Consider the following 25,888-nt stretch of genomic DNA (forward strand, 5'->3'; position numbering starts at 1 on the left):
GCATGCGACGGCAAGGGCCAGCGCGCGCTCATGCGCCCGGCTTGTCCTGCGTGATCGCGATCGTGCCGAGCGCCCCCGCGTCGCTCGGCAGCTCCGCCGCGCCCGCAGGGAAGCCGTTCTTCGACAGGATCATCGCCTCGACGTCGGCCACCTTGGCGGCGCCGAGCGAGTTGGGATTGTCGAACGGCATCGTCGTCTTGATCCGCGTGAACAGCGCCGCCGCGGTCTGGCCGTTCCAATTGGCGAGGAAGCCACTGCCCGCCAGCGCCGGCGCCTGGTCGTTGCCGCCGAGTGCGTCGCCGTGGCAGCTCGCGCAGTTGGCGGCATAGACCGCGGCGCCGCGCTGCACCTGCGCCTCGGTGTAGACGCCGCCCCAAACACTTGTGGGCGCGGCCTGCGACAGCGCCACCGCGGGCAGCGCGACCAGCGCGACGGCGAGCAACGGGCGGAGCGACGGCTGGGTCATGCGCACCTCTGGGGATGGCCGCTCACGCGGCGGGAAGACGGAAGGCGACCAGCTCGCTGCTGTACGCGCCGCCGCCGATCGCGATGACGATGTACTGGCGCTGGTCGAGCATGTAGGTCATCGGCGCGCCGGTCTGGCCCGCGGGCATGTAGACCGCGCCCTTCTGCTCGCCGCTGGCCTTGTCATAGGCGCACAGCATCGCACCGCGGCGCCCGTCCGGCAGCGTGAAGACGCCGGGCTCGCCGCAGATCACCAGCGTCTTCGTCACCAGCGGCCCGACGTTGCCCGAGCGCCCCGTCTTGGGGATGGTCAAACCCTTGAGCTTGGGATGGTTGCGCACCGTGTCGGGGGTCTCGCCGTGCGCCACCTGCCACAGATGCGCGCCGCGCCGGAGGTCGATCGCGGTGATCCTTCCGTAAGGAGGCTTGAGCAGCGGCAGCCCCTCCACCGTCAGCGCGCCATAGGTGTGGTCGCCACGGCGCGGCGCGTCGGGCATGCCGCGCACGTTGATGACCGCGAAGTCGGATCGCTTCGGGTCGTCGTTCGGCAGCTCGCTCATCACGTCGGCCACGGTCTTGGAATAGACGTAGACCACGCCCGTCTCGGGATCGGCGCCACCGCCGGGCCAGTTGGTGCCGCCGGTCAGGTTGGGCGCGGTGAGCGTGCCCCAGGTGCCCTCCCGGTCGAACATCGAGGCCGGGGTGAAGAGCGGGCCGCGGCGATAGTTCTTCGCCAGCGCCAGCGCCTTGGCGCGCAACTCCGGGGTGAAGTCGATCAGGTCCTCGTCGCCGACACCCTGGACGTCATAGGCCGCAGGACGCGACGGGATCGGCTGGGTCGGCGCATACCATTCGCCGGGCACGTCGCCCTTGGGCACCTTGCGCTCGGGGATCGGCCAGATCGGCTTCCCCGTGGCGCGGTCGAGCACGTAGAGGAAGCCCTGCTTGGTCGGCTGCGCGAGCAGCTGCCGCACGCGCCCACCCACCGGCACGTCGAGCAGCATCGCGGCGCAGGGGATGTCATAGTCCCACAGCCCGTGGTGGACGAGCTGGTAGTGCCACTTGCGCTCGCCGCTATCGAGGTCGACCGCGACGATGCTCTCGCCGAACAGCCCCGGTCCGCGGCGATACTGGCCGCCGACGTCGCCGGTCGGCAGCTCGATGCCGAGATAGGCGAGGTTGAGCGCGGGATCGGCCGAGATCTGGCACCACATGCCGGCGTTGCCGATCGCCGCCGTTCCGTCGAGCCACGTGTCGTAGCCGAACTCGCCGGGGCGCGGGATGGTGTGGAAGATCCACTTCCGTCGCCCGGTGCGCGCGTCGTAGCCGCGCACGTAGCCGCGGACGTTGTCGCGCGTCCTGGGGACGTTGCCAGCGGTATGCGCGGCACCGACCACGACCGTGTCCTTGGCGACGAGCGGGGTCGAGTTGAGCCCGACGTCGCCCTCGATCAGGTCGATCTCCTGGTCGAACTCGGTCTTGAGGTCGACCGCGCCGTCGCTGCCGAAGCCGGGGATGCGCTGGCCGGTGCGCGGGTCGAGCGCGATCAGCCGGTAGCCGATCGTGACGTAGAGCAGCCGCTCCTCGGTGCCGTCGGTCCAGTAGGAGACACCGCGCCCGGAGAGCTGGCGCGGTGCCTTGCGCGCGCGCTCGCCCTCGTCCTCGCGATGGATCCACAACAGCTCGCCGGTCGCGGCGTCGAGCGCGACCACGTCGCGGCGCGACCCGGCGGTGGAGTAGATCACGCCGTTGACCACCAGCGGCGTCGCCTCGAGCTGGTAATCGGGGCGCGCGCCGAGCGAGTCGGTGCGGAAGCGCCACGCCACCTCGAGGCTGTCGAAATTCGTAGCGTCGATCTGGTCGAGCGCGGCGTAGCGCGTGCTCGCCAGATCGTTGGCATAGTGCCGCCAGTCGGTGTCGCCGGGGGCGCGCCGCCGCGGGCTGACCTGCGCCGCCGCGAGGGGCGCGCGCAGCGCCAGCAGCGTGAGCGGCGGCAGCGCCAGCAGCGCGCGTCGTGTGAAGCGCATCGCGCGATCCCCTGCCGGCCGCCTCAGTGCGCCGGCTCGAAATTGTGCAGGATGACCGGGCGCGGGTTGATCGGGATGCGGGTCGACATCGGCGCGCTGGGATCGTTGCCGGCGCGGTGCCAGCGCCCGCGCGCCGCGGTCACGACGTCACCCGGCTCCGAGGTGAAATAGGGATAGCCCTCGATCTTGTAGCCGATCTTGCCTTCCATGATGAACCAGAACTCGGTCCATTCGGTGTGGAAATGGCCCTTGTTGGTGTCGGGCGGCACCGCGTCGGCGGCCTTGCCGCGCAGGATGTTCGAGGTCCAGTGATCGTCCCACACGAACTTGCCGTTGTACGGCTTGTCGCCGACCGCGATCGTCTTGAAGAAGTCGACGTAGATCGGGTTGGTGTCGCGGTCCTTCGCCGGGCCGGGATTGCCCGTCACCTTGACATAGGTGCGGCCCTTGACCGGATCGGGGGTCTCGCTAGCGGGATAGAGCGGCGCGGTGCCGGCCTGGCGCACCTCGAACCAGATGGCCGGCTGCTGCCCGACATTCTCGACCGAATAGACGTGGCGGAACGGCACGCTGACCATGAAGCCCTTGGTCGCGGTGAAGGGCTCGGCGCCGTCGATCGTCACGCGCAGGCTGCCGTCCCACACGATGAACATGATGCGGTCGTCGGCGAAGAAGCGCGGCTTGGTCTTCTTGCCCGCGCCGAGCGAGACGTAGTCCGCGTCCTGCTCGGGGTTGCGCACGACGGGATGGACCCAGTCGCTCTGGCCGCGATGCGCCACGCGGATGTCGGCGAGCTTCCAATGGACCTTGTTGGGGGCGCTGTAAGCGGTCGGCTGCGTGGGCTTGGGCGCCCAATACTCGCCGGGCATCTTGGGCTGGGTCACCGGCATCGGATCCTCGCGCCCGGAGAATTGGGCAGAGGCCGCGACGCCACCGCCGAGCGCCGCGAGCGCGCCGCACAGGTACAGCAACCCTTTCATCCCACTCTCCTTTTTGCGACGCTGCCCGTGGACGCGCCGTTTGTATGGACAGGTGCAATCTTGTATGCGATCTGAAATCACGTCAAGCACACTGACGATGATCATCGGCAGGATGAGCCGGGGTGGCGGGGAGGATCGGGATGCGCTGGACGCTGGCGGGATTGCTGTTGACCGCGATCCTCGCCACCTCGGCGCACGCCGCCGACTATCAGGCTGATCTCGGCCCGATGCCGCTCGACGACGAGACCAAGGCGGTGATCGCCGGCCGCGGCGAGGCGGAAGCGCGGCTCGACGGCGCCCGGCTGACCGTCAGCGGCCGCTTCCGCGGGCTGCCGTCGCGCGCCACCGCGGCGCATCTGCTGATCGGCCCCGCGATCGGCGTGCCGGGCAGAAAGGCGCTGGCGCTGACGGTGAGCGGCGACACCGACGGGACGATCGCTGGCCGCTACCGGCTGAGCGAGGCACAGGCCGCGGCGCTGCGCACCGGGCGGCTGTACGTCCAGATCGACAGCGAGAAGGCGCCGCCGGGCTATAGCTGGGGGCCGAAGGGGACCTTGTGGGGCTGGCTGCTCCCCGCTCACGCGCGCGCCACCCCCGGCGTGCCGCAGCGCGGCGCCTGGTTCCTGCCGCAGCTCGACACGCCGCGGCGCTGACCATGCGACACTTCGCCCTCCGCCCCCGCGCCGCGCTCCTGCTCGCCGCCGCCGGTGTCGCGCTCGCGGGCACGATCGCGGTCGCGCAGCAGCCCGGCGGTTTCTTCACCCGCGCGCAGGTCGCCGCCGGGCGCAGCGCCTATGCCGAGCAATGCGCCGCCTGCCACCAGAGCGACCTTACCGGCGCCACCGACGCGCCGGCGCTGACCGGCGCCTCGTTCAACGCTGTGTGGGGCAAGCGCGCCGTCGCGGCGCTCTACAGCAAGATCCACGCCTCGATGCCGTACGGCCGCGGCGCCAGCCTCGACGACGCGACCTATGACGCGATCGTCGCCTACATCCTCTACGCCAACGGCGCGCCCGCGGGCGACACGCCGCTCGACCGCGGCGCGACGACCTTGCTCGGCGCGGTAGCGAGCGGGAAGCCTCCCGCGGACGCCTTCGCCGACCCCGCCGCGCCGTCCACCGCCGCGACCGGCGCGCCCGCCGGCAGCACCGCTTCGCAGGAGGCGCAGATCGGCGGTGCCAAGGAGTCCGCCCCCGCCAACGGCCCCGGCGGCGCCGCCGCCCCCGCCACCTCGGCGGGCTTCGCCGCGCCGGGGCAGAAGGTGAAGTACGCCGATCCCGGCCGCTTCGTGCTGCCGAGCAAGCCGGGGCTGAGCCTCAGGGGAGCGATCGCCGGCTATCGCCCTGTCACCGACGCGATGCTGCGCGACCCGCCGCCGGGCGACTGGCTGATGTTCCGCCGCAACTACCAGGGGTGGAGCTACAGCCCGCTGGCGCAGATCGACACCGGGAACGTCGCGCGGCTCCAGCTCAAGTGGATGTGGTCGATGCCCGAGAACGGCACGATGGAGGACACCCCCATCGTCCACGACGGCATCATGTACATGTGGGGCGTCGGCAACGTCATCCAGGCGCTCGACGCGCGCGACGGCGAGCTGTTGTGGGAGAACCGGCTCGGCCCCTTCCCCACCAGCGCCGGGCCAGGCCCGTCCTCGGTGGAGACGCGCGCGATGGGTCTGTGGGGCACCAACCTCTACGTCAACACGCCCGAGGGCTGGGTCTATGCGCTCGACGCGCGCAGCGGCGAGGAAGTCTGGAAGACGCATATCACGGACGAGAAGCCCGGCGTCGGCCGTTCCACCGGCGGGCTGATCATCATCAAGGGCAAGGTGATCGTCGGCATGACGAACTGCGGGCGCAAGGGCACGCCCGACCATTGCTATATCAGCGCCTACGACGCCGCGACGGGGAAGCGCGACTGGACCTTCACCACCGTCGCGCTGACCGGCCAGCCCGGCGGCGACAGCTGGGGGGCGCTGCCCGACGACGAGCGCAAGGGATCGGAGACCTGGATCGCGGGCACCTACGATCCCGCGCTCGACACCACCTACTGGGGCACCGCGCAGGGCAAGCCGTGGCGCCGAGACGAGCGCGGCTCCGCCACGGGAGCGACCGATTACGCCAACTCCACGCTCGCGCTCGACCCCGGCACGGGCAAGCTGCGCTGGTGGTTCAACCACGCCCCCGGCGAGACGTTCGACCTCGACGAGGTGTTCGAGCGCGTGCTGGTCGACCACGGCGAGCGCAAGTCGCTCTTCACGATCGGCAAGGCCGGCGTCCTGTGGCAGCTCGACCGCGCCAGCGGCAAGTTCCTCGGCGCGACCGAGACCGTGTTCCAGAACGTCTTCACCCGGATCGACCCGGTGACCGGCCGGCCGAGCTACCGTGACGACGTGGTGAAGCAGCAGTCCGACCAGTGGCTCGCCTCGTGCCCCGGCCCGGAGGGCGGGCACAATTGGCAGGCGATGAGCTATCACCAGCCGAGCGACGCGCTGGTGATCCCGCTCAGCCAGAGCTGCGTGCTGATGCTCGGCAACGGCAGCCAGGTCTATTACGAGATGCCCGGCACCGGCGGCAATCTGGGTCGGCTGTCCGCCTACCGCGCGCGCGACCGTGCGCCGCTGTGGACCGTGCAGCAGCGCGCGCCCTTCCTCACCTCGGTGGTGTCGACCGCGGGCAACCTCGCCTTCGTCGGTGACTTCGACCGCGTGTTCCGCGCGGTCGACGTCCGCACCGGCGAGACATTGTGGAAGACGCGGCTGGGCACCACGGTGCAGGGCTTCCCCGTCTCCTTCGCGGTCGACGGGCGGCAATATGTCGCGGTCACCACCGCGCTGGGCGGTGGCAGCCCGCAGCTCAAGCCGGGGACGATGCTGACCGAGGTGCATCGCCCGATCACCGGCTACGCTGTCTATGTCTTCGGGCTGCCGGAGGAGAAATGACCCTCATCGCCTGGCTCGCCACGCTGCTCGCCGTCACCCCCGCCCCGACATCCAGCGCGGTTGACTATCCTCGCCCGCTCGCCTTCCCGAAGGAGGATCGTGCCGCGGCGGCGCGCGCGTTCGACGCCGCGCGGCGGATCGCGCGCGACGACCTGTTCGTCGACTTCGCGCACCGCTGCATCCTCGACGCGCGCTACAAGCCGCGGACGCAGGGCGAGCAATATAACGGCATGGTCGAGCCCTTCGCCGCGTTCGACGAGCTGTTCTCGGTCGGCCAGATGGCGGTCTCGGCCTGGGCGCTGCGCACGCGCGACGGCATCGTGCTGTTCGACTCGCTCAACAACGCCGACGAGGCGCGCACGCTGATCGAGCCCAACCTGCGCGCGATGGGGCTCGACCCGCGCGATGTCCGCTACGTGATCCTCAGCCACGCGCATGGCGACCATTACGGCGGCGCGGCGCATTTCCAGCAGACCTATGGCGCGCGCGTGATCGCCTCCGCCGCCGACTGGGACGAGATGCAGTCGCCGCAGCGGCTCGCGGTGCGCGGCTGGGGACCGCCACCGCGCCGCGACATCGCGGTAGCGGACGGCGAGTCGCGCGTGATCGGCGGCGTGCCGATCCGCTTCCACGTTACCCCCGGTCACACGCGCGGCACGCTCTCGACGATCTTCCCGGTGCACGATCGCGGGCGACGCCACATGGTCGGCTTCTACGGCGGCTCGGGCCTGCCCTGGACACCCGAGCTGCGCGCGGCGCAGGTCGGATCGATCCGGCGGTGGATCGGGCTGACCCGCGCGGCCGGAGTGGACAGCCAGATCGGCAACCACCCGCTCCATTACGAGGCACTCGAGCGGCTCGAACTGCTCCGCTACCGGCGAGGCGGTCAGACCAATCCCTTCGTGCTCGGTCGCGACCGCTACCGCCGCTACATGCAGGTACAGGAGCAATGCACGCGGTTGTGGATCGCGCGCAACGGTGAGCCGCAGCCGTTGTAAGAAACGACGGTGCACACACTGCAACTTTTCTGTCGACAATGATTCAGATCTGTCAGACAACTCGACGGACGGAGAGGATCAGGTCGGCGACGCCCGGCCGGCAGCGCAGGTTCGAGCGGAACAACCGCCGGACCGATCGGGTCGCCGATGCGCCGCGCGGGGTGTCGACCTGCCTCTCCCATGACGGGAGGAGGGGTCTGGACATGATGGCGTTCGAGATGGAGCTGAGGCACGGCCTGGCGGCATGCCGCCGAAGCGCCCTGATGGCGGCGAGCGGGGCGGCGCTTGCGATGGCATTGACGATGCCGGCGCAGGCGCAGGCGCAGACTGAACCGGCCGCGCAGACCGCACCGTCCCCGACGATCCAGCCCGGTTCGGCCGCCGCGACGCCATCGGGCGCCGACCCCGCCACCGCCGACAGCGCGGCGACGGTCGACCAGCCCGATCCCGCCGCCGAGCCCGGCAGCGACATCATCGTCACCGGCTCGCGCATCACCTCGAGCGGTTTCAACGCGCCCACGCCGACGCAGGTGATCGGCGCGGCCGACCTGCAGCGGCTGGCGCAGCCCAACATCTTCAACGCGGTCACGCAGCTGCCCTCGCTGCAGGGATCGACCGGGCGCGCCACCTCGGTGGGCAGCACGTCGAGCGGCATCCAGGGACTGAGCTCCTTCTCGCTGCGCGGTCTGGGCGCGATCCGCACGCTGACGCTGCTCGACGGGCAGCGCTTCGTCGGCGCCAATTACTCGGGCGTGCCCGACGTCAGCCAGTTCCCGCAATTGCTCGTCCAGCGCGTCGACGTGGTCAATGGCGGCGCCTCGGCCTCCTACGGGTCGGACGCGGTCGGCGGCGTGGTCAACTTCATCACCGACAAGCGCTTCAAGGGCTTCAAGGCGAACCTCCAGGGCAGCATCACCACCTACGGCGACGACGCCGGCGTCACCGCCCAGGCGGCCTGGGGCAACAGCTATTACGAGGACCGGCTCCACGTCGTGGTCAGCGCCGAATATGGCCGGCAGGGCGGCGTGCCCAACCCGGGGTTCGGGATCGTCGGCGCCAACGGCCGCGACTGGTACAACTCGCCCGCGTTCGTGCAGACCGGCGTGACCAACACGCCCGCGGGCCAGCCGCGCATTTTCTACATCCAGAACGCGCAGCAATACCAATATTCGAAGTTCGGCCTGATCACCTCGGGCCCGCTCCAGGGCACCGCCTTCGGTGCCAACGGCCAGCCCTATCAGTTCCAGTACGGCTCGAACGGCGTGCCCACCGGGACCGGCGCGGTGACCGGCTGCACGCCCTCCTTCTGCTCGGGCGGCGACACCAGCGGCGTGGTCGGCGCGGGCACCAGCCTCGCCTCCAAGCTGGAGCGCTACAATTACTACTCGCGCGTCGGCTTCGACTTCGCGCCCAACAACGAGGTCTACTTCACGTTCAACGGCTCGCGCGTCAGCTCGGAGAATTCGCCCAACCCGGGCTACGCCCAGCAGGCCAACCTCACGATCCAGTGCGGCCTCAACAACGCCAACGCCAACCCGTTCGTGCCGCAGTCGATCCAGCAGGCCTGCACCAACGCCGGCATCACGCAGTTCCAGTACGGCTCGGCGCTGGCGCAGCTCGGCGACTTCATCGAGGTCAAGCCGGTGCGCACCAACCTGCGCTACGTCGTCGGCGCCAACGGCAAGTTCCGCGGCCTCGGCACCGAGTGGAGCTACGACGCCTACTACGAGTACGGGCGCAACTACACCGACCTGCACGTCGACAACATGCTCAACATCTCGCGCTTCCGTGCGGCCTATCAGGCGGTGCGGCTGCCCAACGGCACGATCGGCTGCGCCAACGCGGCGGCGCGCGCCGCCGGCTGCGTCCCGCTCAACATCATCGGCGACGGCGGCGTGACCGAGGCCGCGCTCAACTACGTCAAGCCGGCGATCGGACCCTATCAGCACACCTGGTCGACGCAGAACGCGGGCGCGATCAGCTTCAACGGCCAGCCGGTCTCGACCTGGGCGGGTCCGCTGTCGGTCGCCTTCGGCTACGAGTACCGCCGCGAATGGTATCGCACCAAGGCCGATCCGTACGGCAACGGCGTCACCGCGGCGAACCCGAACACCACCGACTATCCCGCCGACCCCACGCAGAACACGCTGACCGGCGGCAATTGGTACGCCGGCAACTACAAGAACGGCACCGGTCGCTACAACGTGCACGAGGGTTTCCTCGAGCTCGACATCCCGATCTCGAACGAGGACCAGATCGGCCGCGCCAACATCAACGCGGGCGTCCGCCAGACGCGCTACAGCACCTCGGGCTGGATCACGAGCTGGAAGGTCGGCGGCACGTGGGACACGCCGCTCACCGGCATCAAGCTGCGCGGCGTGACCTCGCGCGACGTGCGCGCGCCCAACCTATCCGAGCTGTTCCGCACGCCGACCTTCGCCAACGCCACCTTCCTCGATCCGCGCGCGCCCGGCAGCTCGCCGACCGCGGGGCAGTTCGTCCAGGCGCCGTCGAACACGATCGGCAACACCGCGCTGAAGCCGGAGACCTCGCGCAACACCACCGGCGGCATCGTCTTCGACGGCACCACCGCCGGCTTCCTGCCGGGCTTCAGCGCCTCGTTCGACTATTACAACATCAAGGTGGAAGGCATCATCACGCCGTTCAGCGGGCAGTCGGCGATCAACCAATGCTTCCTGCAGAACCTCGCGCAGTTCTGCGGCTCGTTCAATCTCGACGCCGCGGCCGGGCCGCTGTTCGTCAACGAGCAGCTGTTCAACTTCGCGCGCGTGCGCACCAACGGCTTCGACATCGAGGCGAGCTATCGCCGCCCGCTCAGCGGCGTCGGGCTGCCGGGCGCCTTCACGATCCGCGGCCTCGCCACGCGCACGCTGCATTACACCGAGACGTCGGGCCTCCCCGGCACGATCCCGACCGAGCAGGCCGGCAACAACCGCGGCAACGTGCCCGACTGGAAGGTGTTCGCGATCCAGAGCTGGGACACGGACGACTTCTCGCTGTCGGTGACCGAGCGCTGGTTCTCCGACGGCGTCTACTCGAACGAATATATCCAGTGCGATCCGGGCAGCTGCCCGGCGCCGGATCCGACCGGCAACATCACCACGATCAGCGACAACACGATGCCCGGCGCGCTCTACGTCGATCTCGGCGGCTCGTTCAACATCAGCAAGAGCATCTCCGCCTATGCCAAGGTGGACAATCTCTTCAACAAGGCGCCCGAACCCTCGCCGCAGAACGGCGTGACGTACGGGTTCAACCCGGTGTTGTACGACGTGCTCGGCCGCACCTTCCGGCTCGGCCTGCGCCTCAGCCTCTAGGCCGCTCCCCTTGGCCTTGCCCTGGCTCCCGAGGACCTTCCTCGGGAGCCATTTTTTATGAAAGCGTCTGCAGTGACGGGGCCCCGCGCTCAGCTCGCCCCCACCGGCAGCCGGCGCGGCCGTCGCCGGCCGTTCCGCTCTCAGCGGCTGACCGACAGGATGATCCGGCGAGCGCCGGGACGATCCTCTCGCCCTGGCGCAGTTCGTCGCGCCGGCGCGCGCCGCACCCTTCCACCCGCGACCAAGCGGCTCTATGCGCTGCGCTGTCGCAGGGAGATCGGCGTTGCCTGGTCGGTCCCGCACCAGTGCGCCGTGACGCGGACGCGCGATGCCGCCCGCAGGCCTCGGGAGTGTGAGAGATGAATGTCGGTCGGAACGTCAGCCCAGCCCCGGCACGCGTGATCGCACGCGACTGACACTCGTACCGACCGCGCCCGACCGATGATCCTGCTCACGCTCTCTGCCCTCACGCTCACCGCCCCCGCCGCGGCGGCGGCGCCGCTCGCCCAGGCGAGAAGCCGCCGCGCGGCGCGGCGCGCGCGCGGCACGCTGCGGCTGCCCGAGCTCGAACTGCCCCCGGTGGTGGTCGAGGCACCCGAGCCCGAGGTGCCGCCGCCGACGCTCGGCGACGTGGGCGTCACCCTCGCGAAGATCCCCGGCCCGACGATCCCGCCCGAGATCCGCGCCATGCTCGACGCCGCGATCGCGGCCAACGACGAGGCCGGCGTCGCCACCATTGTCAAATACGCGCGCGCGGGCGATCCCGGCTCGGCCGACCTGGTGCTGCGACAGGCGAGCGACTGGCGCTCCGCGCGCGCGCGGGCGCACGACGAGCGCTTGCAGCAGGCCAGCGCGTTCGAGCTGTGGACCGGCAAGGTCGAGGCAGGTGGGTTCGTCTCCACCGGCAACTCGAACATCACCGGGCTGACCGGCTCGGCCGATCTCACCCGCGAGGGGCTGCGCTGGCGCCACCGGCTGCTCGGCCAGGCCGACTTCCAGCGCACCGACGGCGTCACCAGCCGCGAGCGCTACACCTTCGGCTACCAGCCCAATTACAAGGTCAGCGACCGCGCCTACATCTATGGCAACCTCGGCTATGAGTCGGATCGCTTCCTCGGCTATGTCAGCCGCTACGCGGTCTCGGTCGGGGCCGGCTACGGCGTGTTCCGCCGCTCCGGGCTGACGCTCGACCTCGAGGCCGGTCCCGCCTTCCGCCAGACCGATTTCACCGACGAGTTCATGCAGAGCAGCCTCGCCGCACGCGGCAGCATGAATCTCAACTGGACGCTGATCGGCGGCCTGCGGCTGAGCCAGGAAGCCTCGGCCTATCTCGAACATTACAACAGCACGGTGCGCAGCGTCAGCGCGCTCGAGGCCAAGCTGCTCGGCCCGCTCTCGGCGAAATTCTCCTACACCGTGCAATATGAGAGCGAGCCGCGCGACGAACGGCTCAGCACCGACACGCTCAGTCGATTGTCGCTGGTGTATAGTTTCTGAGGAAAGCTCGTATCGACGTCCCTCGTTGGTCTCGATATGTATGGCGACCCTGATCACCTTACCTGCCGTCATTCCGGACTTGGTCCGGGATCCACCGTGCCGCGTACTCAGACCGCGTCGCTCTCGCGGAAGAGTGGATCCCGGACCAAGTCCGGGATGACGGGGCGGTAGTTCTGGATCGCCCGCATGGCCGTTCCGCGCACCAGCCATTTCGCGCCAAACCTCCCCCATTGATCCGTATCAGTTTGATTAGGCGGAACGATTCATCGGCGCCACCCGTATCCTCGGCCCTATGCCTGCTCCCGAGACACCGTTGTTCCGCTGGACGCACCAGGCCCAGGAGGAGCTCGAGACGCTGCTCCACGGCCATGTTGCCGAGCGATCCTTCCCCTGCGTCGGCGCCAAGGCGGCGCTCGCGCGCGGGACGCTGGACGTGCTCGCCTGCTCGCGCATCGACAGTGCGTGGGACGATCTGCGCATCCACGACGGGCTGGTCCGCTTCGCCGCCGCCTATCGCGCCGAGCCGACGCTGTTCCGCAGCTATGCCGTGGTGTTCGAGGGACCTGACGTGCTCGACGAGACCACCTTCGAGGCGGCGCTGTGGGAGCGGATCCAGTCGCTCTCCGACAAGGACGTGTGGCGCGGCCAGTCCTACGACGGTCGCGTCAGCCATGATCCCGACAGCCCGCATTTCTCGTTGAGCTTCGGCGGTGAGGCCTTCTTCGTCGTCGGCCTCCACCCCAACGCCTCGCGCCCGGCGCGGCGTTTCGCGCGGCCGACGATGGTGTTCAACCTGCACGACCAGTTCGAGCAGCTGCGCGCCGACGGTCGCTACGAGACGATGCGCGAGGCGATCATGGTGCGTGACGAGAAAGTCGCGGGCTCGCGCAACCCGATGCTGGCGCGCCACGGCGAGCTGAGCGAGGCGCGCCAGTATAGCGGGCGCGTGGTCGACTCGGCGTGGCGCTGCCCGTTCCATTATGCCGGCGGGAGCGACCCCGCGTGAGCGCGACGATCGAGATCGCGCCGCGCAGCGGCACCGCCTTCCGCCTGCTGGCGGGCCAGCGGCTCACCGTGATCGACCCGCGCGGCGTCCAGGTGGCGGACCTGCTGGGGTACAATGCCGAGGACGTGCGCGAGGTGATCTCCTCGGGGCGCACCTTCGACTATGCCGAGACGATCCGGCTCACCGCCGGCCATCTGCTCTACTCGAACCGCTCGCGCCCGATGCTGGCGATCGTGGAGGACACCGTCGGGCGGCACGACTTCCTGCTGACGCCGTGCTCCTACGACACGTTCCACCATTTCTACCCGGAGCTGCCGCCGCATCGCGGCTGCTTCGGCAACCTCGCCGAGGCGCTCGCGCCGTACGGCGTGACCGAGGACATGATCCCGGTGGCGTTCAACTGCTTCATGAACGTGCCTGTCGACGGCGCGACGGGGAAGCTGGAGGTGCTTCCGCCGACCAGCCGCGCCGGCGACCATCTCACGCTCGAGGCACGGATGGACCTGATCATCGGCCTCACCGCCTGCTCCGCGCCGGCGTCGAACGGCGGCAGCTTCAAGCCGATCCATTATCGCGTGGAGTGAGCGGCGGAAGCCTGACCCTTCGTGTTCCCCGGCCTTCGCCGGGGCACGACGACCGCGCCGCTTAGTTCACCCCCGCCCGCGGTGTCGGCGCGCGCTGTTCCGCCTCGGCGATGCGTTCGGCGTAGCGCGAGGCGAGGTCGAGGTGGAGACGTCGCATCGGCGCGTCGCGCGCGTGGCGCGCGGCCGCGCTCTCCTGCTCGGCGCGGCGGCGATAGTAATCGAGATCGTCCATCGTGGTCATCGCGTGATCCCTCCCGGTGTGGAGACTCTGTCACGGTACGCTGCGACTCGCCCCGCATTGTGCGCTCATCTGGTCGCGATGCACCAACATTCGTCACAAAGAGCGACGCGACTCGAAAAGAATCAGTACTACTTAGGTCAACACGACGCGCGGCGGCCGAGCGCCGCTGCCCGCGCGCTGGCGCCGCGCCGGCGGCTGCGGCATGGGATCGCCGATGGACCGTGACTTCCGCCGCGTCGCCGCCGACGGCACCGCCGCCCCGCATCGCCGGGCGGTGATCGCCGAGCATCCGGTGGCGATCGAGGTCAACGGCCTCGGCTATGCGGTGATGATGGCGACTCCCGACGACCTCGCCGACTTCGCCACCGGCTTCGCGCTGTCCGAGCGGATCGTCGCGGCGGCGGACGAGATCGCGGAGCTGGACCTCGTCGAGACCGCGCAGGGCGTGATCGCCCGGCTCGCGGTGCCGCCCGCGCGCGCCGCCGCGGTCGCCGACCGGGTGCGCCGCCGCGCCAGCGACAGCTCGTGCGGGCTGTGCGGGATGGACAATCTCGACGCGGTCCACCGCGCGCTGCCGCACGTCACCGGCGCACCGGTCGCGCCCACGGCGATCTTCGCCGCGCTCGCGGCGATGCGCGACCATCAGCCGCTCAACCGCGCCACCGGTGCCGCGCACGCCGCGATGCTGTGCGATGCCGCGGGTGCGATCCGGCTCGCGCGCGAGGACGTCGGCCGCCACAATGCCTTCGACAAGCTGATCGGCGCGATGGCGCGCGGCGGGCTGGCGTGGGACGACGGCTTCGCTTTGCTGTCGTCGCGCTGCTCCTACGAGCTGGTCGAGAAGGCCGCGCTGGCGGGCTGCGCGACGCTGGTAACGGTGTCGGCGGCGACCAGCCTGGCGCTCGACCGCGCCGCCGCGGCGGGGCTGACGCTCGTCTCGCTCGCGCGCTCGGATGCGGTGCTCTTTTCGGATCCCACGCGTTAGGACGCGCATGACCAAGCAGCACGACGATCGCCCTGATTTCACCCCCTATGACGGCCCGGCGGGCGGCTGGGGCTCGATGCGCTCACTGGCGGACATCGTCCCGCGCGAGAAGAACGTGGCGGTCACCACCGCCGAGCTGACGCGCCAGAACAAGCCCGACGGCTTCATGTGCGTCAGCTGCGCCTGGTCCAAGCCCAACCCGCCCAGCGTCGCCGAATTCTGCGAGAACGGCGCCAAGGCGACCGCCTGGGAGATCACCAGCCAGCGCGTCACCCCCGACTTCTTCCGCGCCCATGCGCTGACGGAACTGCGCGGCTGGAGCGACTATCGGCTGGAGGAAGCCGGAAGGCTGACGCACCCGATGAGGTACGACCGCGCGACCGACCGCTACGTCGTCGCGCCGTGGGAGGAGGCCTTCGCCGCGATCGGGGCGCGGCTCAAGGCGCTCGCGCCGCGCTCGGTGGTGTTCTACGCCTCGGGCCGCGCCAGCCTCGAGACCTCGTACATGTACCAGCTGATGGCGCGGCTGTACGGCAACCAGAACCTGCCCGACAGCTCCAACATGTGCCATGAATCCACCTCGGTCGGGCTCAAGGCGGCGATCGGCGTGCCGGTCGGCACCACCACGCTGGAAGACTTCGACCACACCGACTGCATCCTGCACTTCGGCCAGAACGTCGCCACCAACAGCCCGCGGATGCTCCACCAGCTCCGCGCGGTGCACAAGCGCGGGGCGCAGATCATCGTGTTCAATCCCCTGCGCGAGCGCGGGCTGGAGCGCTTCACCGACCCGCAGAATCCGGTCGAGATGGCGACGCGCAGCGAGACGCCGATCGCGACGCAATACCACCAGGTGAAGGCGGGCGGCGATCTCGCGGCGATGATGGGGATCGCCAAATGGGTGATCGAGAACGGCCATGTCGACCACGAGTTCGTGACGGCGCACACGCACGATTACGCCGCCTTCGAGGCGCGCGCGCGGGCGACCGGCTGGGACGAGATCGAGCGCGAATCGGGGCTGACCCGCGCCGCGCTCGAGCAGGCCGCCGAGGCCTATGCGCGCTCCACCGCGACGATGGCGATCTACGGCATGGGCCTGACCCAGCACGTCAAGGGCGTCGACAACGTCCGCATGCTGGTCAACCTGCTGCTGCTCCGCGGCAACATCGGCAAGCCCGGCGCGGGGCCGTGTCCGGTGCGCGGGCACAGCAACGTCCAGGGCCAGCGCACCGTCGGCATCACCGAGAAGACCGAGCTCGCGCCGGTCGAGAAGCTCAAGGAACTCTACGGTTTCGATCCGCCGACCGAGAAGGGGCTCGACACCGTCGAGGCGTGCGCCGGCGTCATCGACGGCACGGTGAAGGCGTTCGTCTCGCTCGGCGGCAATTTCGTCCGCGCCGCGCCCGAGACCGAGCTGCTCGAGGAGGGTTGGGCGAACCTGGATCTCTCGGTGCAGATCGCCACCAAGCTCAACCGCAGCCACCTCATCCCCGCCGCGGGCGAGACCTGGCTGCTGCCCTGCCTCGGCCGGATCGAGCGCGACCTGCAGGCGAGCGGCCCCCAGCGCGTGACGATGGAGGATTCGACCAGCGTGATCCACCCGTCGCTCGGGAAGGTCGACCCGGCGAGCCCGCACCTTCTCTCCGAGCCAGCGATCGTCGCGGGCATCGCCAAGGCGCTGCTCCCGCCCAACCCCGCGATCGACTGGGACGCCTGGGTCGGCGACTATGCGCTGGTGCGCGACGAGATCGCCAAGGCCATCCCGCATTTCTTCGCGCGCTTCAACGAGCGGCTGCGCCAGGAGAAGGGCGGCTTCTGGAAGGGCAACAAGGCCGCCGAGCGCGTCTTCGAGACGGAGAGCGGCAAGGCCGAGTTCCTGGTGCCCGACGTGCTCAACGCCACCGGCTTCACCGACAGCGACGGGCGCTACCGCTTGCTGACGCTGCGCTCGAACGACCAGTTCAACACCACGATCTACGGCTATTCGGACCGTTTCCGCGGCATCAACGGTACGCGCCAGGTGGTGCTGATGAACCGCGACGACATCGCGCGCGCCGGGCTCACCGCGGGTGCCAAGGTGACGCTGGCGAGCGACGCGGGCGACAATCACGAGCGCCGCGTCGGCGACCTGATCGTGGTGGAATATGACGTGCCGCCGGGCTGCATCGCGGCCTATTATCCCGAGTGCAACCCGCTGATCGCGCTCGCGCACCACGCCGAGGAGAGCCACGTGCCCGCGGCCAAGTCGGTGCCGGTGCGGATCGTGGGGTAGAGAAGATCCTCTCCTTTCAGGGGAGGATCGTTATCCCGCCGCGCTCAACACCATCCACACCAACCCCGCCCGGCATAATTGTGCGACAAACCCGCCGTAGCGCGCTCGTCCGGCCCGATATCGCCGGCAGGGAGCGAGTGATGCGCGTGATCTACCTTCTGCTGGCGTCCGCCGCCCCGATGGCCGCGCCCGCGGCGGCGCAGCAGCCGGCGCAGCGCGACCTGCCCGGCACGGTCGCGCCGACCGGCAGCGCCGCCGCCACCCCAGCGCCCGGCGCCGCCACCGCCGCTCAGTCGAGCCAGGCCACCCCCGCCACCGCGCCGGCCGACGACCCCGCCGAGAACGAGGACGAACCCGCCGACATCGTCGTCACCGGCGCCCGGACCCAGCGCGGCGCGGTGGTCGGCGACATCACCCCCGAGGAGCAGCTCTCCCCCGCCGACATCCGCAGCTACGGCGTCAGCTCGGTGACCGAGCTGCTCAACGAGCTCAGCCCGCAGACCCGCTCGGGCCGCGGCGCCGGCGGCGCCCCGGTGGTGCTGCTCAACGGTCGGCGGATCTCGGGCTTCCAGGAGATCCGCGACCTGCCGACCGAGGCGATCGCGCGCGTCGACATCCTGCCCGAGGAGGTCGCGCTCAAATACGGCTATCGCGCCGACCAGCGCGTGGTGAACTTCGTGCTGCGCCGCCGCTTCCGCGCGGTCACCACCGAAATCGAGGACCGGCTCGCCACCGAGGGCGGGCGCAACGCGCCCGGCGGCGAGCTCGACCTGCTGCGTATCCGCGAGCAGGGCCGCATCAACCTCCATCTCGAATATAACCACGCCGACTCGCTCACCGAGGCCGAGCGCGACATCCTGCCCTCGCCCAACACCGCGGCGATCGGGGGCAATGTCGCCACCCGCGGACGAGTCGCGATCGACCCGCTGTTCGGCACCGCCACCTCGCTCGGCGTTCCCGCAATCGCCGCCACGCGCGCGCCGCTGCTCGGCGAGTTCAGCGCGACGCGCAACACCACCGACCAGTCGGCCTATCGCACGCTGCTGCCGCAGGAGCGCACCTTCTCCGCCAACGGCACCTACGCCACGACGATCTTCGGCAACGTCGCGGCGACGCTCAACGCCACGGTCGATCACAGCCGCACCGAGTCGCTGCGTGGCCTCGCCGAGCTCGACCTCGCGCTGCCGGTGGGCAGCCCCTTCTCGCCCTTCGCGGTACCGGTGACGCTGACGCGCGCCTCCGACTCGATCGCGCCGCTGAGGCAGCAGGTCGAAACGACGCAGCTCCATCTCGGCGGCACGCTCAACGGCGACAAGGGACGGTGGCGCTGGTCGCTGACCGGCAACGTCGACCGCGACACCAGCGACACCGTCACCCAGACCGGACTCGACACCGCCGCCTTCCAGGCGCGGCTCGACGCACTCGATCCGGCGGCGAACCCCTATGGCCCGCTCACGCTCGGCCGCTCGGCCGACAACAGCGCGCGCTCGACCGCGACCACCGCGGGGCTCGACGCGCTGGCGAGCGGGCCGCTGTTCGCGCTGCCCGCGGGCGACGCCAACGCCAGCCTGCGCATCGGCGCCTCGACGAGCGACTTCTCGAGCCGCTCGGTGCGCTTCGGCACGCCGGTCGCGGCCGACATCGGGCGCGACCTGGCCTCGACCCAGCTCAACCTCGACCTGCCGATCGCCAGCCGCGCCGAGGGCGTGCTGGCCTTCCTCGGCAATCTCTCGCTCAACGGCAATGTCGCGGCGGACCGCGTCTCCGACTTCGGCACCTTGTGGACCTATGGCTATGGCGCGAACTGGCGCCCGATCGAGGCGGTGCGGCTGCTCGCCTCGGTGACCGACCAGGCCGAGGCGCCGACCGCGGCGCAGCTCGGCAACCCGGTGGTGTCGACCCCCGGCGTGCGCGTGTTCGACTATGTCCGCGGCACCACCGCGACGGTGACGACGGTGACCGGCGGCAACCCGCTGCTGGTGCGGGACGAGCGCCACGCGCTCAAGGTCGGGCTCGACGTCAGGCCGTGGAGCGCGCGCGACATCCGCTTCCGCGCCGACTACACCCGCCAGACGACCGACGACCCGATCGCCAGCTTCCCCAGCGCCACCGCGGCGATCGAGGCGGCCTTCCCCGATCGCTACACGCGCGACGCCGAGGGCAATCTGCTGCGCATCGACACGCGCCCGATCAACTTCGCGCGTCGCGAGACGTCGCAGCTGCGCTACGGCGTCAACCTGTCGTTCCGGCTCAAGTCGAAGATCCAGAAGGAGCTGGAGGCGTTCCGCGCCGGCACCGGGCCCAATCCCTTCGCCGGCATGCGCCCGCCGGGCGAGCGGCGCGGCGGCGAGGGCGGCGGCCGCGAGGGAGCGGGCGACCGCACCCGGCCCGACGGCAGCGCCGCGCGCGGCGGCGACGGCGCGCCGCCCGCGGCCGGCAGCGGCACCGCGCCCGGCGGGTCGGGAGCTGGCGGCGGTCCGGGGGGCGGCGGCCCAGGCGGCGGCGGCTTCGGGCGGTTCGGGCGCGGCGGCGGCGCGCAGGCGGGCGGCCGGCTCCAGTTCGCGCTCTACCACACCTGGCATCTCACAGAGCGGGTCACGGTCGCGGACAGCGGCCCGGTGCTGAACCTGCTCGACGGCGACGCGATCGGCAGCGCCGGCGGCCAGCCCCGTCACGAGCTCGAGGGCCAGGCCGGCTATACCAACAACGGCCTCGGCGCGCGGATCTCGGTCAATTACCAGAGCGCCACGCGCGTCAACGGCGGGACCGCGGCGGCCCCGGAGACGCTCGACTTCGGCAGCATCGCCACCGCCAACCTGCGCCTCTTCGCCGACCTGGGCGGCCGGATCGACTGGGTCCGCGCGCACCCCTGGATGCGCGGCGCGCGCGTCAGCCTGCAGCTCGACAACCTGTTCAACACGCGCCAGCGAGTCACCGACCAGGCCGGCGAGGTGCCGATCGGCTTCCAGCCGGGCTATCTCGACCCGATCGGGCGCACCGTGCGGCTGTCGTTGCGGAAGTTGTTCTATTAACGGGGTGGTGATCGCGGGGCGAACCCACCCCGCGCCCGCTTGGATCAGGAAAGCGCGCGGTGCTCCTGCGCACGCCGGAGCCTAGAGCGTCACGCCAGAGCCCGTGGGCTCCTGCGTGCGCAGGAGCACCGCGGCGAGGCTCAGAACGATGACCAGTCGTCCTCCGCCACCGCGACCGCCGCGCTACCGCGCCGAGCGACCGGCGCGTGCCGACGCACCGGCGCCGGCGCCGGGCTGGCCGCGCGCGTCGGCAGCGCGCGAACGGTCGCGCGCGGCGCCGCCACCGGCGCACCGCCGAGCGTGAAGCGCGCGATCTCGGCGGCGAGCGTGTCCGCCTCGCCCGCCAGGTTGCGCGCCGCCGCGGTGGCCTCTTCCACCATCGCGGCGTTGCGCTGGGTCACGCCATCCATCTCGCCGACGGCGGTGTTGACCTGCTGGAGGCCCTGCGACTGCTGCTCGGCCGAGCCGGAGATGTCGGACACCAAGGTGCTGATCTCGCCGATGCGACCGATGATCCGCTCGAGCGAGCGACCCGTCTCGCTGACCAGCGCGACCCCGGCGTCGACCGTCTCGACCGAGGCGGTGATGCGCTGCTTGACGTCCTTGGCGGCCTCGGCCGAGCGCTGCGCCAGCGCGCGCACCTCGGAGGCGACCACCGCGAAGCCCTTGCCGGCGTCCCCGGCGCGCGCCGCTTCGACGCCCGCGTTGAGCGCGAGCAGGTTCGTCTGGAAAGCGATCGCGTCGATCACCGCGATGATGTCGGAGATCTCCGACGAGGTCCGCTCGATCCCCGCCATCGCCTCGACCGCGCGACGCACCACCGCGCCCGATTCCTCCGCCTCGGCACGGGCGACGCCGACGATCTGGTTGGCGCGGCCGGCGCCCGACGCGGTCTCGCGGACGGTGGCGGTGATCTGCTCCATCGCCGCCGCGGTCTCCTCCAGGCTCGCGGCCTGCTGCTCGGTGCGCTGCGACAGGTCGTCCGACGCCGCGCTGATCTCGCCCGCGCCGCGGTGGATGCCCTCGGACACCTGGGCGACCGAGCTCATCGTCGCCTGCAACGCGGTCACGGCGTCGTTGAAGTCGTGCTTGAGCTTGAGGAACGGCCCGCTGAGCTCGGCCTCGATCCGCGCGGTGAGGTCGCCCGCGGCGAGGCGGCCGAGCCCCTCGCCCATCGCCAACGCCATCTGGCGCTGCGTGTCGCATTCGCGCGCGGCGAGCGAGCTCTCGCGGAAGATCGCCATCGCCTTGGTCATGCGGCCGACGCAGTCGCGGTTGGCGGTGTGATCGACCGGGCTGTCGAGGTCGCCCGCGGCGAGCCCCTCCATCCGCACCACGGTCTCGACGTACGGCGTGCAGATCAGCCGCGCGGCGATCAGCGTCACCGCGACGACGGCGACCACCCCGGCGAGCGCGCCGCCGATCACGAGGCGCGGATCGGCCGCGGCGCCGGCGAGCACGCCGTAAGCGGCGCACCCCGCGATGGCGCCCGACAGCACCAGATATACCAAGGTCAGGACCTTGAACTTCACGCGAATCGGCGCGTGCCGACCGAACCACTCGACCATCCGGGCCGCCCCCGCTGACGGCCGAACGAGATGAGCGGCCGAGGAGGCCACCCTGCGCCCGACACGGCTAAGATTCCGCTAAGTGACTGTGCTCACCAACAAAGTATAACATCCATGGCGGTGGTAATTCACTCCGCCGGCACCGCGCCGGCGAGCGGCGCGAAGCGCGCGACCTGCCGCCCGATCAGCCGCAGTTGCTCGCGCACCGCCGGGTCGCTGACCCCGCCGGCGTCGTCGAACTTGGTGAGCTGGGTGTTGATCGCCGCGGCGAACGGCGTCGGCCAGCCGCGCAGCGCGTGGACGATCGAGCGCAGCGCCGCGATCGTCGAGCCGGTCGCCTGCCAGCCATAGGCGGTGGCGATCAGCCCTACCGGCAGGTCGGCCAGATACGGGCGCCGGTCGCGCGCGGTCTCCTCGAGCAGGTCGAGCGCGTTCTTGACCACGCCCGAGATGCTGCCGTGATAGCCCGGGCTGGCGATGATCACCGCCGAGGCCTGGCGCACCGACTCGACGAAGGCCTGCTCCTCGGGCGTGCGGCTGGTCGCGCGCGGGTCGTAGAGCGGCAGCCGCGCCATGTCCTCGCCGCCGAACAGCCGCGTGCGGAATCCCTCCTCGCGCGCGGCGTCGAGCGCGACGCGCAGCGCGCGCTCGGTCGATGAGATGCCGCCGATCGTACCACCGATCCCGACCACCAGTGGCGCGCCCGCGCCTGTCGCTTCCTCGCTCATGCTGGCGACCTCATGGCACGCGGTCGCGCCTTGCGACAACTGTCATATCGCTGTAAGACACTTCGCAGCATGCGCCCCCCCTACGAACCCGGCCGCGTCCGCTACCATCACACGCGCGGCGACTCGCCCGGCGCGGTGAGCGACGAGCACGGCGCGCCGCTCCCCTCCTTCGATCCGTGGCGTGACGATCGCGCCCCGCCGCCGCCGCCTCCACCGCGCGACGAGCGCCCGTGGGACGAACCCTCGCGCGACGACGGCGGCTTCTGGCAGCAGGAGCGGCGGCGCTGGCCCGATCCGCTGCCGCCGCCGCGGCCATGGTGGCGGCGCGTGCGCTGGGGGCGCTGGCTGGTGCGCGGCGCGGCGGCGTTCATCATGCTGTTCGTGGTGGCGGTGATCTGGCTCGCGGTGACGGCGCCCCTGTCGCGCTCGCTCAAGCCGCCGACGCCGCCCTCGATCACGCTCACCGCCGCGGACGGCACGCCGATCGCGCGGCGCGGCGCGATCATCGGCGCGCCCGTCGACGCCGCCAAGCTGCCCGCGCACGTGCGCGAGGCGTTCCTCGCGATCGAGGACCGCCGCTTCTACTCGCACTGGGGCGTCGACCCGCGCGGCATCGCGCGCGCGGCCTGGGCCAATCTCGGCTCGGGCGGGGTGCGCCAGGGCGGCTCGACGATCACGCAGCAACTCGCCAAGAACGCCTTCCTCGACTCGGACCGCACCGCCGCGCGCAAGCTGCGCGAGGCGATGATCGCCTTCTGGCTGGAGGCGTGGCTGAGCAAGGACGAGATCCTCTCGCGCTATCTCTCCAACGTCTATTTCGGCGACAACGTCTACGGCATCACCGCGGCGTCGAAGCATTATTTCGGGCGCACCCCGATGCAGCTCAACGTCGGGCAGGCGGCGATGCTGGCCGGGCTGGTCAAGGCGCCGTCGCGGCTGGCGCCGACCGGCAACCTCAAGGGCGCTCGCGCGCGCCAGGCGGTGGTGGTCGGCGCGATGGTCGACGCCGGCTTCCTGTCGCAGGACGAGGCCGCCCGGGTGCAGCCGCAGCGCGTGCTCGCCGAGCGGCCTGAGACGCTGCCGACCGGCACCTATTTCGCCGACTGGGTGCTGCCCTCGGCGCGCGAGGTGGCGGGCGAGTCGGGCACCGAGGCCACCGTGCGCACCACGCTCGATCGCGGCTTCCAGCGCACCGCCGAGCGCGTCGTGCGCCAGGCGACGCTGCGCGGCATGCAGGCGGCGCTGGTGGCGATGAAGCCCGACGGCACCGTTGTCGCGATGGTCGGCGGCAAGGATTACGGCGCCAGCGCATTCAACCGCGCGGTCCAGGCCAAGCGCCAGCCGGGCTCGACCTTCAAGCTGTTCGTCTATCTCGCCGCGATGCGCTCGGGCCTGACTCCCGCGACGGTGATGGACGACACGCCGGTCGAGATCGCGGGATGGAAGCCGCGCAACGACGACGGCCGCTACCTCGGCCCGATCACGCTGCAGCGCGCCTTCGCACGCTCCTCCAACGTGGTGGCGGCGCGGCTGACGCAGCAGGTCGGCGTGCGCAACGTGATCCGTGCCGCGCGCGATCTCGGCATCACCACGCCGATCGCCAACGAGGCGACGATCGGGCTGGGCACCTCCGAGGTGTCGCTGCTCGAGCTGACCGGCGCCTATGCCGCGGTGGCGAGCGGGCGCTACCCGGTGGTGCCGCGCGGCGTCGAGGGCGGGCGCGGCGCGAGCTGGTACGAGGCAATCGCTGGGCGCGACACCGCCATGCCCGCCACGATCCGCGACGAGATGCGCACCTTGCTGGGCTCGTCGATCCGCGGCACCGGACGCGGCGCCAATCTGCCGGTCAGCGCCTTCGGCAAGACCGGGACGAGCCAGGGCGGCCGCGACGGCTGGTTCATCGGCTTCGCCGGCGACCTGGTGGTGGGCGTGTGGGTCGGGCGCGACGACAGCGCGCCCAACCCGGGGCTGCACGGCGGCGGCATCCCGGCGCAGATCTGGCGCCAGTTCATGATGTCGGCGCTGCACATCCCGGTCGCGGTGGCGCCGGTGGAGGACGAAGCGGCGGCGCCGATCGACCCGGGCAACATGCTCGACCAGATGGGCGTCGACCTGGGCGGCGAGGTCGGCCGCGCGATCGACGGCGCGCAGCCGCGGATCGAGGACGCGCTCGACCGGCTGCGCGAGATGGGCATCGAGCTGCCCCGCCCGCCCGCGCCCGGCGAGCGCCTGCCCGAGCGGCGGCGCCTAGACGAGGGTCGCGGCGAGCGCGGCGGCGGGGAAGGCGGCGACGGCTTCGAGGAGGATGGCGGACCGGGCGCGTTCTGACCGAGGGCTTGGTGGAGATGCACGCGGAGGCGCGGGGGCGCTGAGACGCAGTTCGCCGCGTCAGCGGCTCTCCAGCATCTTGTTCACGCGAAACGCGAAGACGGGCTGAAGGATCTGCGCAGAGGCGCAGGGCCATCGTGCGTCAGGGCCGTCATGCAGGTGACGAGCAGCCGTCGCGGCAGGCGCGCCCTCTTTGCGCCTCCGCACCTCCGCGTGAGCCGCCCCCACGCGCGACAGCACGCGCGCGGGGGCGGCACGCACGCCTCAGAAGTGCGCGATCACGCCGGCCATCGGGCGCACCGTCTCGAAGTCGCCGCGCGTCGAGATCTCGGCGCGGAAGCGCACGCCCTCCTTCTTCACCAGCCCGTCGAGGCCGATCGCCGACGGCCCGAACTCGCCGCCGATGCCGTAGGACATGCGGCCATAGTCACCGCTGTTCGAGCCGTAGCGGTCGAAATTGACCCACTGGTAGCCGACCTTGCCGTAGACCAGCCCGGTCTCGCCCGCGCGCACGCCGGCGCGGCCGTGGACGCCATATTCCCAGTCGATATCGCCGGTGAAGCCCTTGGCGGCGTTGCCCTCGACGCCGACGAAGAACGAACCAAGCGGCACGTTGACGCCCGCCACGCCCTCGACCAGCCCGCCCTTCAGACGGTTGCCCGGCGCGTTATAGGGAATGCCGTGACCGGGATCGCTCTCGAACCCCTCGTAGCCGCCCATCACGCCGACATACGGGTCGATACCGAACGCGCGCGACCCGTCGCTGGTGGTGTCCTGCGCCTGAGCGGCCGCGGGAACGAGGAAAGCGGCAGCAACGGCTGCCAGAAGCAACGTCTTCATGAGATACCTTCGTGAGAGAGGCGCGATCCATCGGCGCCTCACCCGGTCGAACGGGTCG

18 protein-coding genes are annotated in these 25,888 nt (G+C 70.9%); 11 read left to right on the forward strand and 7 right to left on the reverse strand.

From position 1 onward, the window contains the following. Positions 1–28: 28 nt before the first annotated feature. The 3 genes from FHY03_RS04790 to FHY03_RS04800 are packed head-to-tail and all read right to left on the reverse strand — an operon-like array spanning position 29 to position 3,472. A complete protein-coding gene (locus tag FHY03_RS04790) occupies positions 29–466 on the reverse strand; it encodes a c-type cytochrome (RefSeq protein ID WP_183924284.1) in 438 nt (145 codons plus the stop codon). Between the two features lie 22 nt (positions 467–488). Further along, positions 489–2,492 (reverse strand): PQQ-binding-like beta-propeller repeat protein, encoded by a 2,004-nt coding sequence (locus tag FHY03_RS04795; RefSeq protein ID WP_183929046.1) that lies wholly within the window; start codon positions 2,490–2,492, stop codon positions 489–491. 23 nt (positions 2,493–2,515) lie between these two features. Beyond that, on the reverse strand, positions 2,516–3,472 hold the full coding sequence (locus FHY03_RS04800) for a cupin domain-containing protein (protein WP_183929047.1): 957 nt from the start codon (positions 3,470–3,472) through the stop codon (positions 2,516–2,518). 140 nt (positions 3,473–3,612) lie between these two features. Here FHY03_RS04800 and FHY03_RS04805 point away from each other — a divergent pair, with 140 nt between their 5' ends. The 7 genes from FHY03_RS04805 to FHY03_RS04835 all read left to right on the forward strand — a co-directional run bounded on the left by FHY03_RS04805 (position 3,613) and on the right by FHY03_RS04835 (position 13,836). Continuing rightward, positions 3,613–4,125, forward strand: a complete 513-nt coding sequence (locus FHY03_RS04805) for a CHRD domain-containing protein (RefSeq protein ID WP_183924289.1) — start codon at positions 3,613–3,615, stop codon at positions 4,123–4,125. A 2-nt stretch (positions 4,126–4,127) separates the two neighbouring features. Further along, a complete protein-coding gene (locus FHY03_RS21300) occupies positions 4,128–6,413 on the forward strand; it encodes a PQQ-binding-like beta-propeller repeat protein (protein WP_183929050.1) in 2,286 nt (761 codons plus the stop codon). After that, positions 6,410–7,411 carry an MBL fold metallo-hydrolase gene (locus FHY03_RS04815; RefSeq protein WP_183929052.1) on the forward strand — a complete coding sequence of 334 codons (1,002 nt, stop codon included), beginning with the start codon at positions 6,410–6,412 and terminating at the stop codon, positions 7,409–7,411. The genes FHY03_RS21300 and FHY03_RS04815 overlap by 4 nt, the downstream gene beginning before the upstream one ends. A 203-nt stretch (positions 7,412–7,614) precedes the next feature. Then, the gene (locus tag FHY03_RS04820) at positions 7,615–10,749 is read left to right on the forward strand and encodes a TonB-dependent siderophore receptor (RefSeq protein ID WP_260158645.1); all 3,135 of its coding nucleotides are present in this window, start codon (positions 7,615–7,617) and stop codon (positions 10,747–10,749) included. Between the two features lie 441 nt (positions 10,750–11,190). Further along, a complete protein-coding gene (locus FHY03_RS04825; protein WP_260158646.1) occupies positions 11,191–12,246 on the forward strand; it encodes a YdiY family protein in 1,056 nt (351 codons plus the stop codon). Positions 12,247–12,538: 292 nt separating this feature from the next. Continuing rightward, a complete protein-coding gene (gntA, locus tag FHY03_RS04830; RefSeq protein ID WP_183924295.1) occupies positions 12,539–13,252 on the forward strand; it encodes a guanitoxin biosynthesis heme-dependent pre-guanitoxin N-hydroxylase GntA in 714 nt (237 codons plus the stop codon). Beyond that, a complete protein-coding gene (locus FHY03_RS04835) occupies positions 13,249–13,836 on the forward strand; it encodes a DUF1989 domain-containing protein (protein WP_183929054.1) in 588 nt (195 codons plus the stop codon). Before gntA ends, FHY03_RS04835 begins: the two co-directional genes overlap by 4 nt. A gap of 61 nt (positions 13,837–13,897) precedes the next feature. On the opposite strand, the gene FHY03_RS04840 is transcribed toward FHY03_RS04835, so the two are convergent. Continuing rightward, on the reverse strand, positions 13,898–14,077 hold the full coding sequence (locus FHY03_RS04840) for a hypothetical protein (protein WP_183924299.1): 180 nt from the start codon (positions 14,075–14,077) through the stop codon (positions 13,898–13,900). A 214-nt stretch (positions 14,078–14,291) separates the two neighbouring features. Between FHY03_RS04840 and fdhD the strand changes: the two genes are divergently transcribed. The 3 genes from fdhD (at position 14,292) to FHY03_RS04855 (ending at position 20,366) form a co-directional block, all read left to right on the forward strand. After that, positions 14,292–15,062, forward strand: a complete 771-nt coding sequence (fdhD, locus tag FHY03_RS04845) for a formate dehydrogenase accessory sulfurtransferase FdhD (protein ID WP_183929056.1) — start codon at positions 14,292–14,294, stop codon at positions 15,060–15,062. A 7-nt stretch (positions 15,063–15,069) separates the two neighbouring features. Further along, positions 15,070–17,334 carry an FdhF/YdeP family oxidoreductase gene (locus tag FHY03_RS04850; protein ID WP_183929057.1) on the forward strand — a complete coding sequence of 755 codons (2,265 nt, stop codon included), beginning with the start codon at positions 15,070–15,072 and terminating at the stop codon, positions 17,332–17,334. Positions 17,335–17,474: 140 nt separating this feature from the next. Continuing rightward, a complete protein-coding gene (locus tag FHY03_RS04855; RefSeq protein ID WP_183929059.1) occupies positions 17,475–20,366 on the forward strand; it encodes a TonB-dependent receptor in 2,892 nt (963 codons plus the stop codon). A 140-nt stretch (positions 20,367–20,506) separates the two neighbouring features. Here the strand turns inward: FHY03_RS04855 and FHY03_RS04860 are convergent, their stop codons facing one another. Both FHY03_RS04860 and FHY03_RS04865 read right to left on the reverse strand, forming a co-directional pair. Beyond that, on the reverse strand, positions 20,507–21,934 hold the full coding sequence (locus FHY03_RS04860; RefSeq protein WP_183929061.1) for a methyl-accepting chemotaxis protein: 1,428 nt from the start codon (positions 21,932–21,934) through the stop codon (positions 20,507–20,509). A 128-nt stretch (positions 21,935–22,062) separates the two neighbouring features. Further along, the gene (locus FHY03_RS04865) at positions 22,063–22,662 is read right to left on the reverse strand and encodes an NADPH-dependent FMN reductase (RefSeq protein WP_183924309.1); all 600 of its coding nucleotides are present in this window, start codon (positions 22,660–22,662) and stop codon (positions 22,063–22,065) included. A gap of 69 nt (positions 22,663–22,731) precedes the next feature. On the opposite strand from FHY03_RS04865, the gene FHY03_RS04870 reads away from it, so the two are divergent. Then, on the forward strand, positions 22,732–24,990 hold the full coding sequence (locus FHY03_RS04870; RefSeq protein ID WP_183929063.1) for a transglycosylase domain-containing protein: 2,259 nt from the start codon (positions 22,732–22,734) through the stop codon (positions 24,988–24,990). Positions 24,991–25,254: 264 nt separating this feature from the next. On the opposite strand, the gene FHY03_RS04875 is transcribed toward FHY03_RS04870, so the two are convergent. After that, positions 25,255–25,830: an opacity protein gene (locus tag FHY03_RS04875; RefSeq protein ID WP_183924313.1), complete on the reverse strand. Its 576-nt coding sequence runs from the start codon at positions 25,828–25,830 to the stop codon at positions 25,255–25,257. Positions 25,831–25,888 lie beyond the last annotated feature (58 nt).

This window comes from Sphingomonas sp. BK345 (assembly GCF_014193845.1).
GTDB lineage: Bacteria > Pseudomonadota > Alphaproteobacteria > Sphingomonadales > Sphingomonadaceae > Sphingomonas.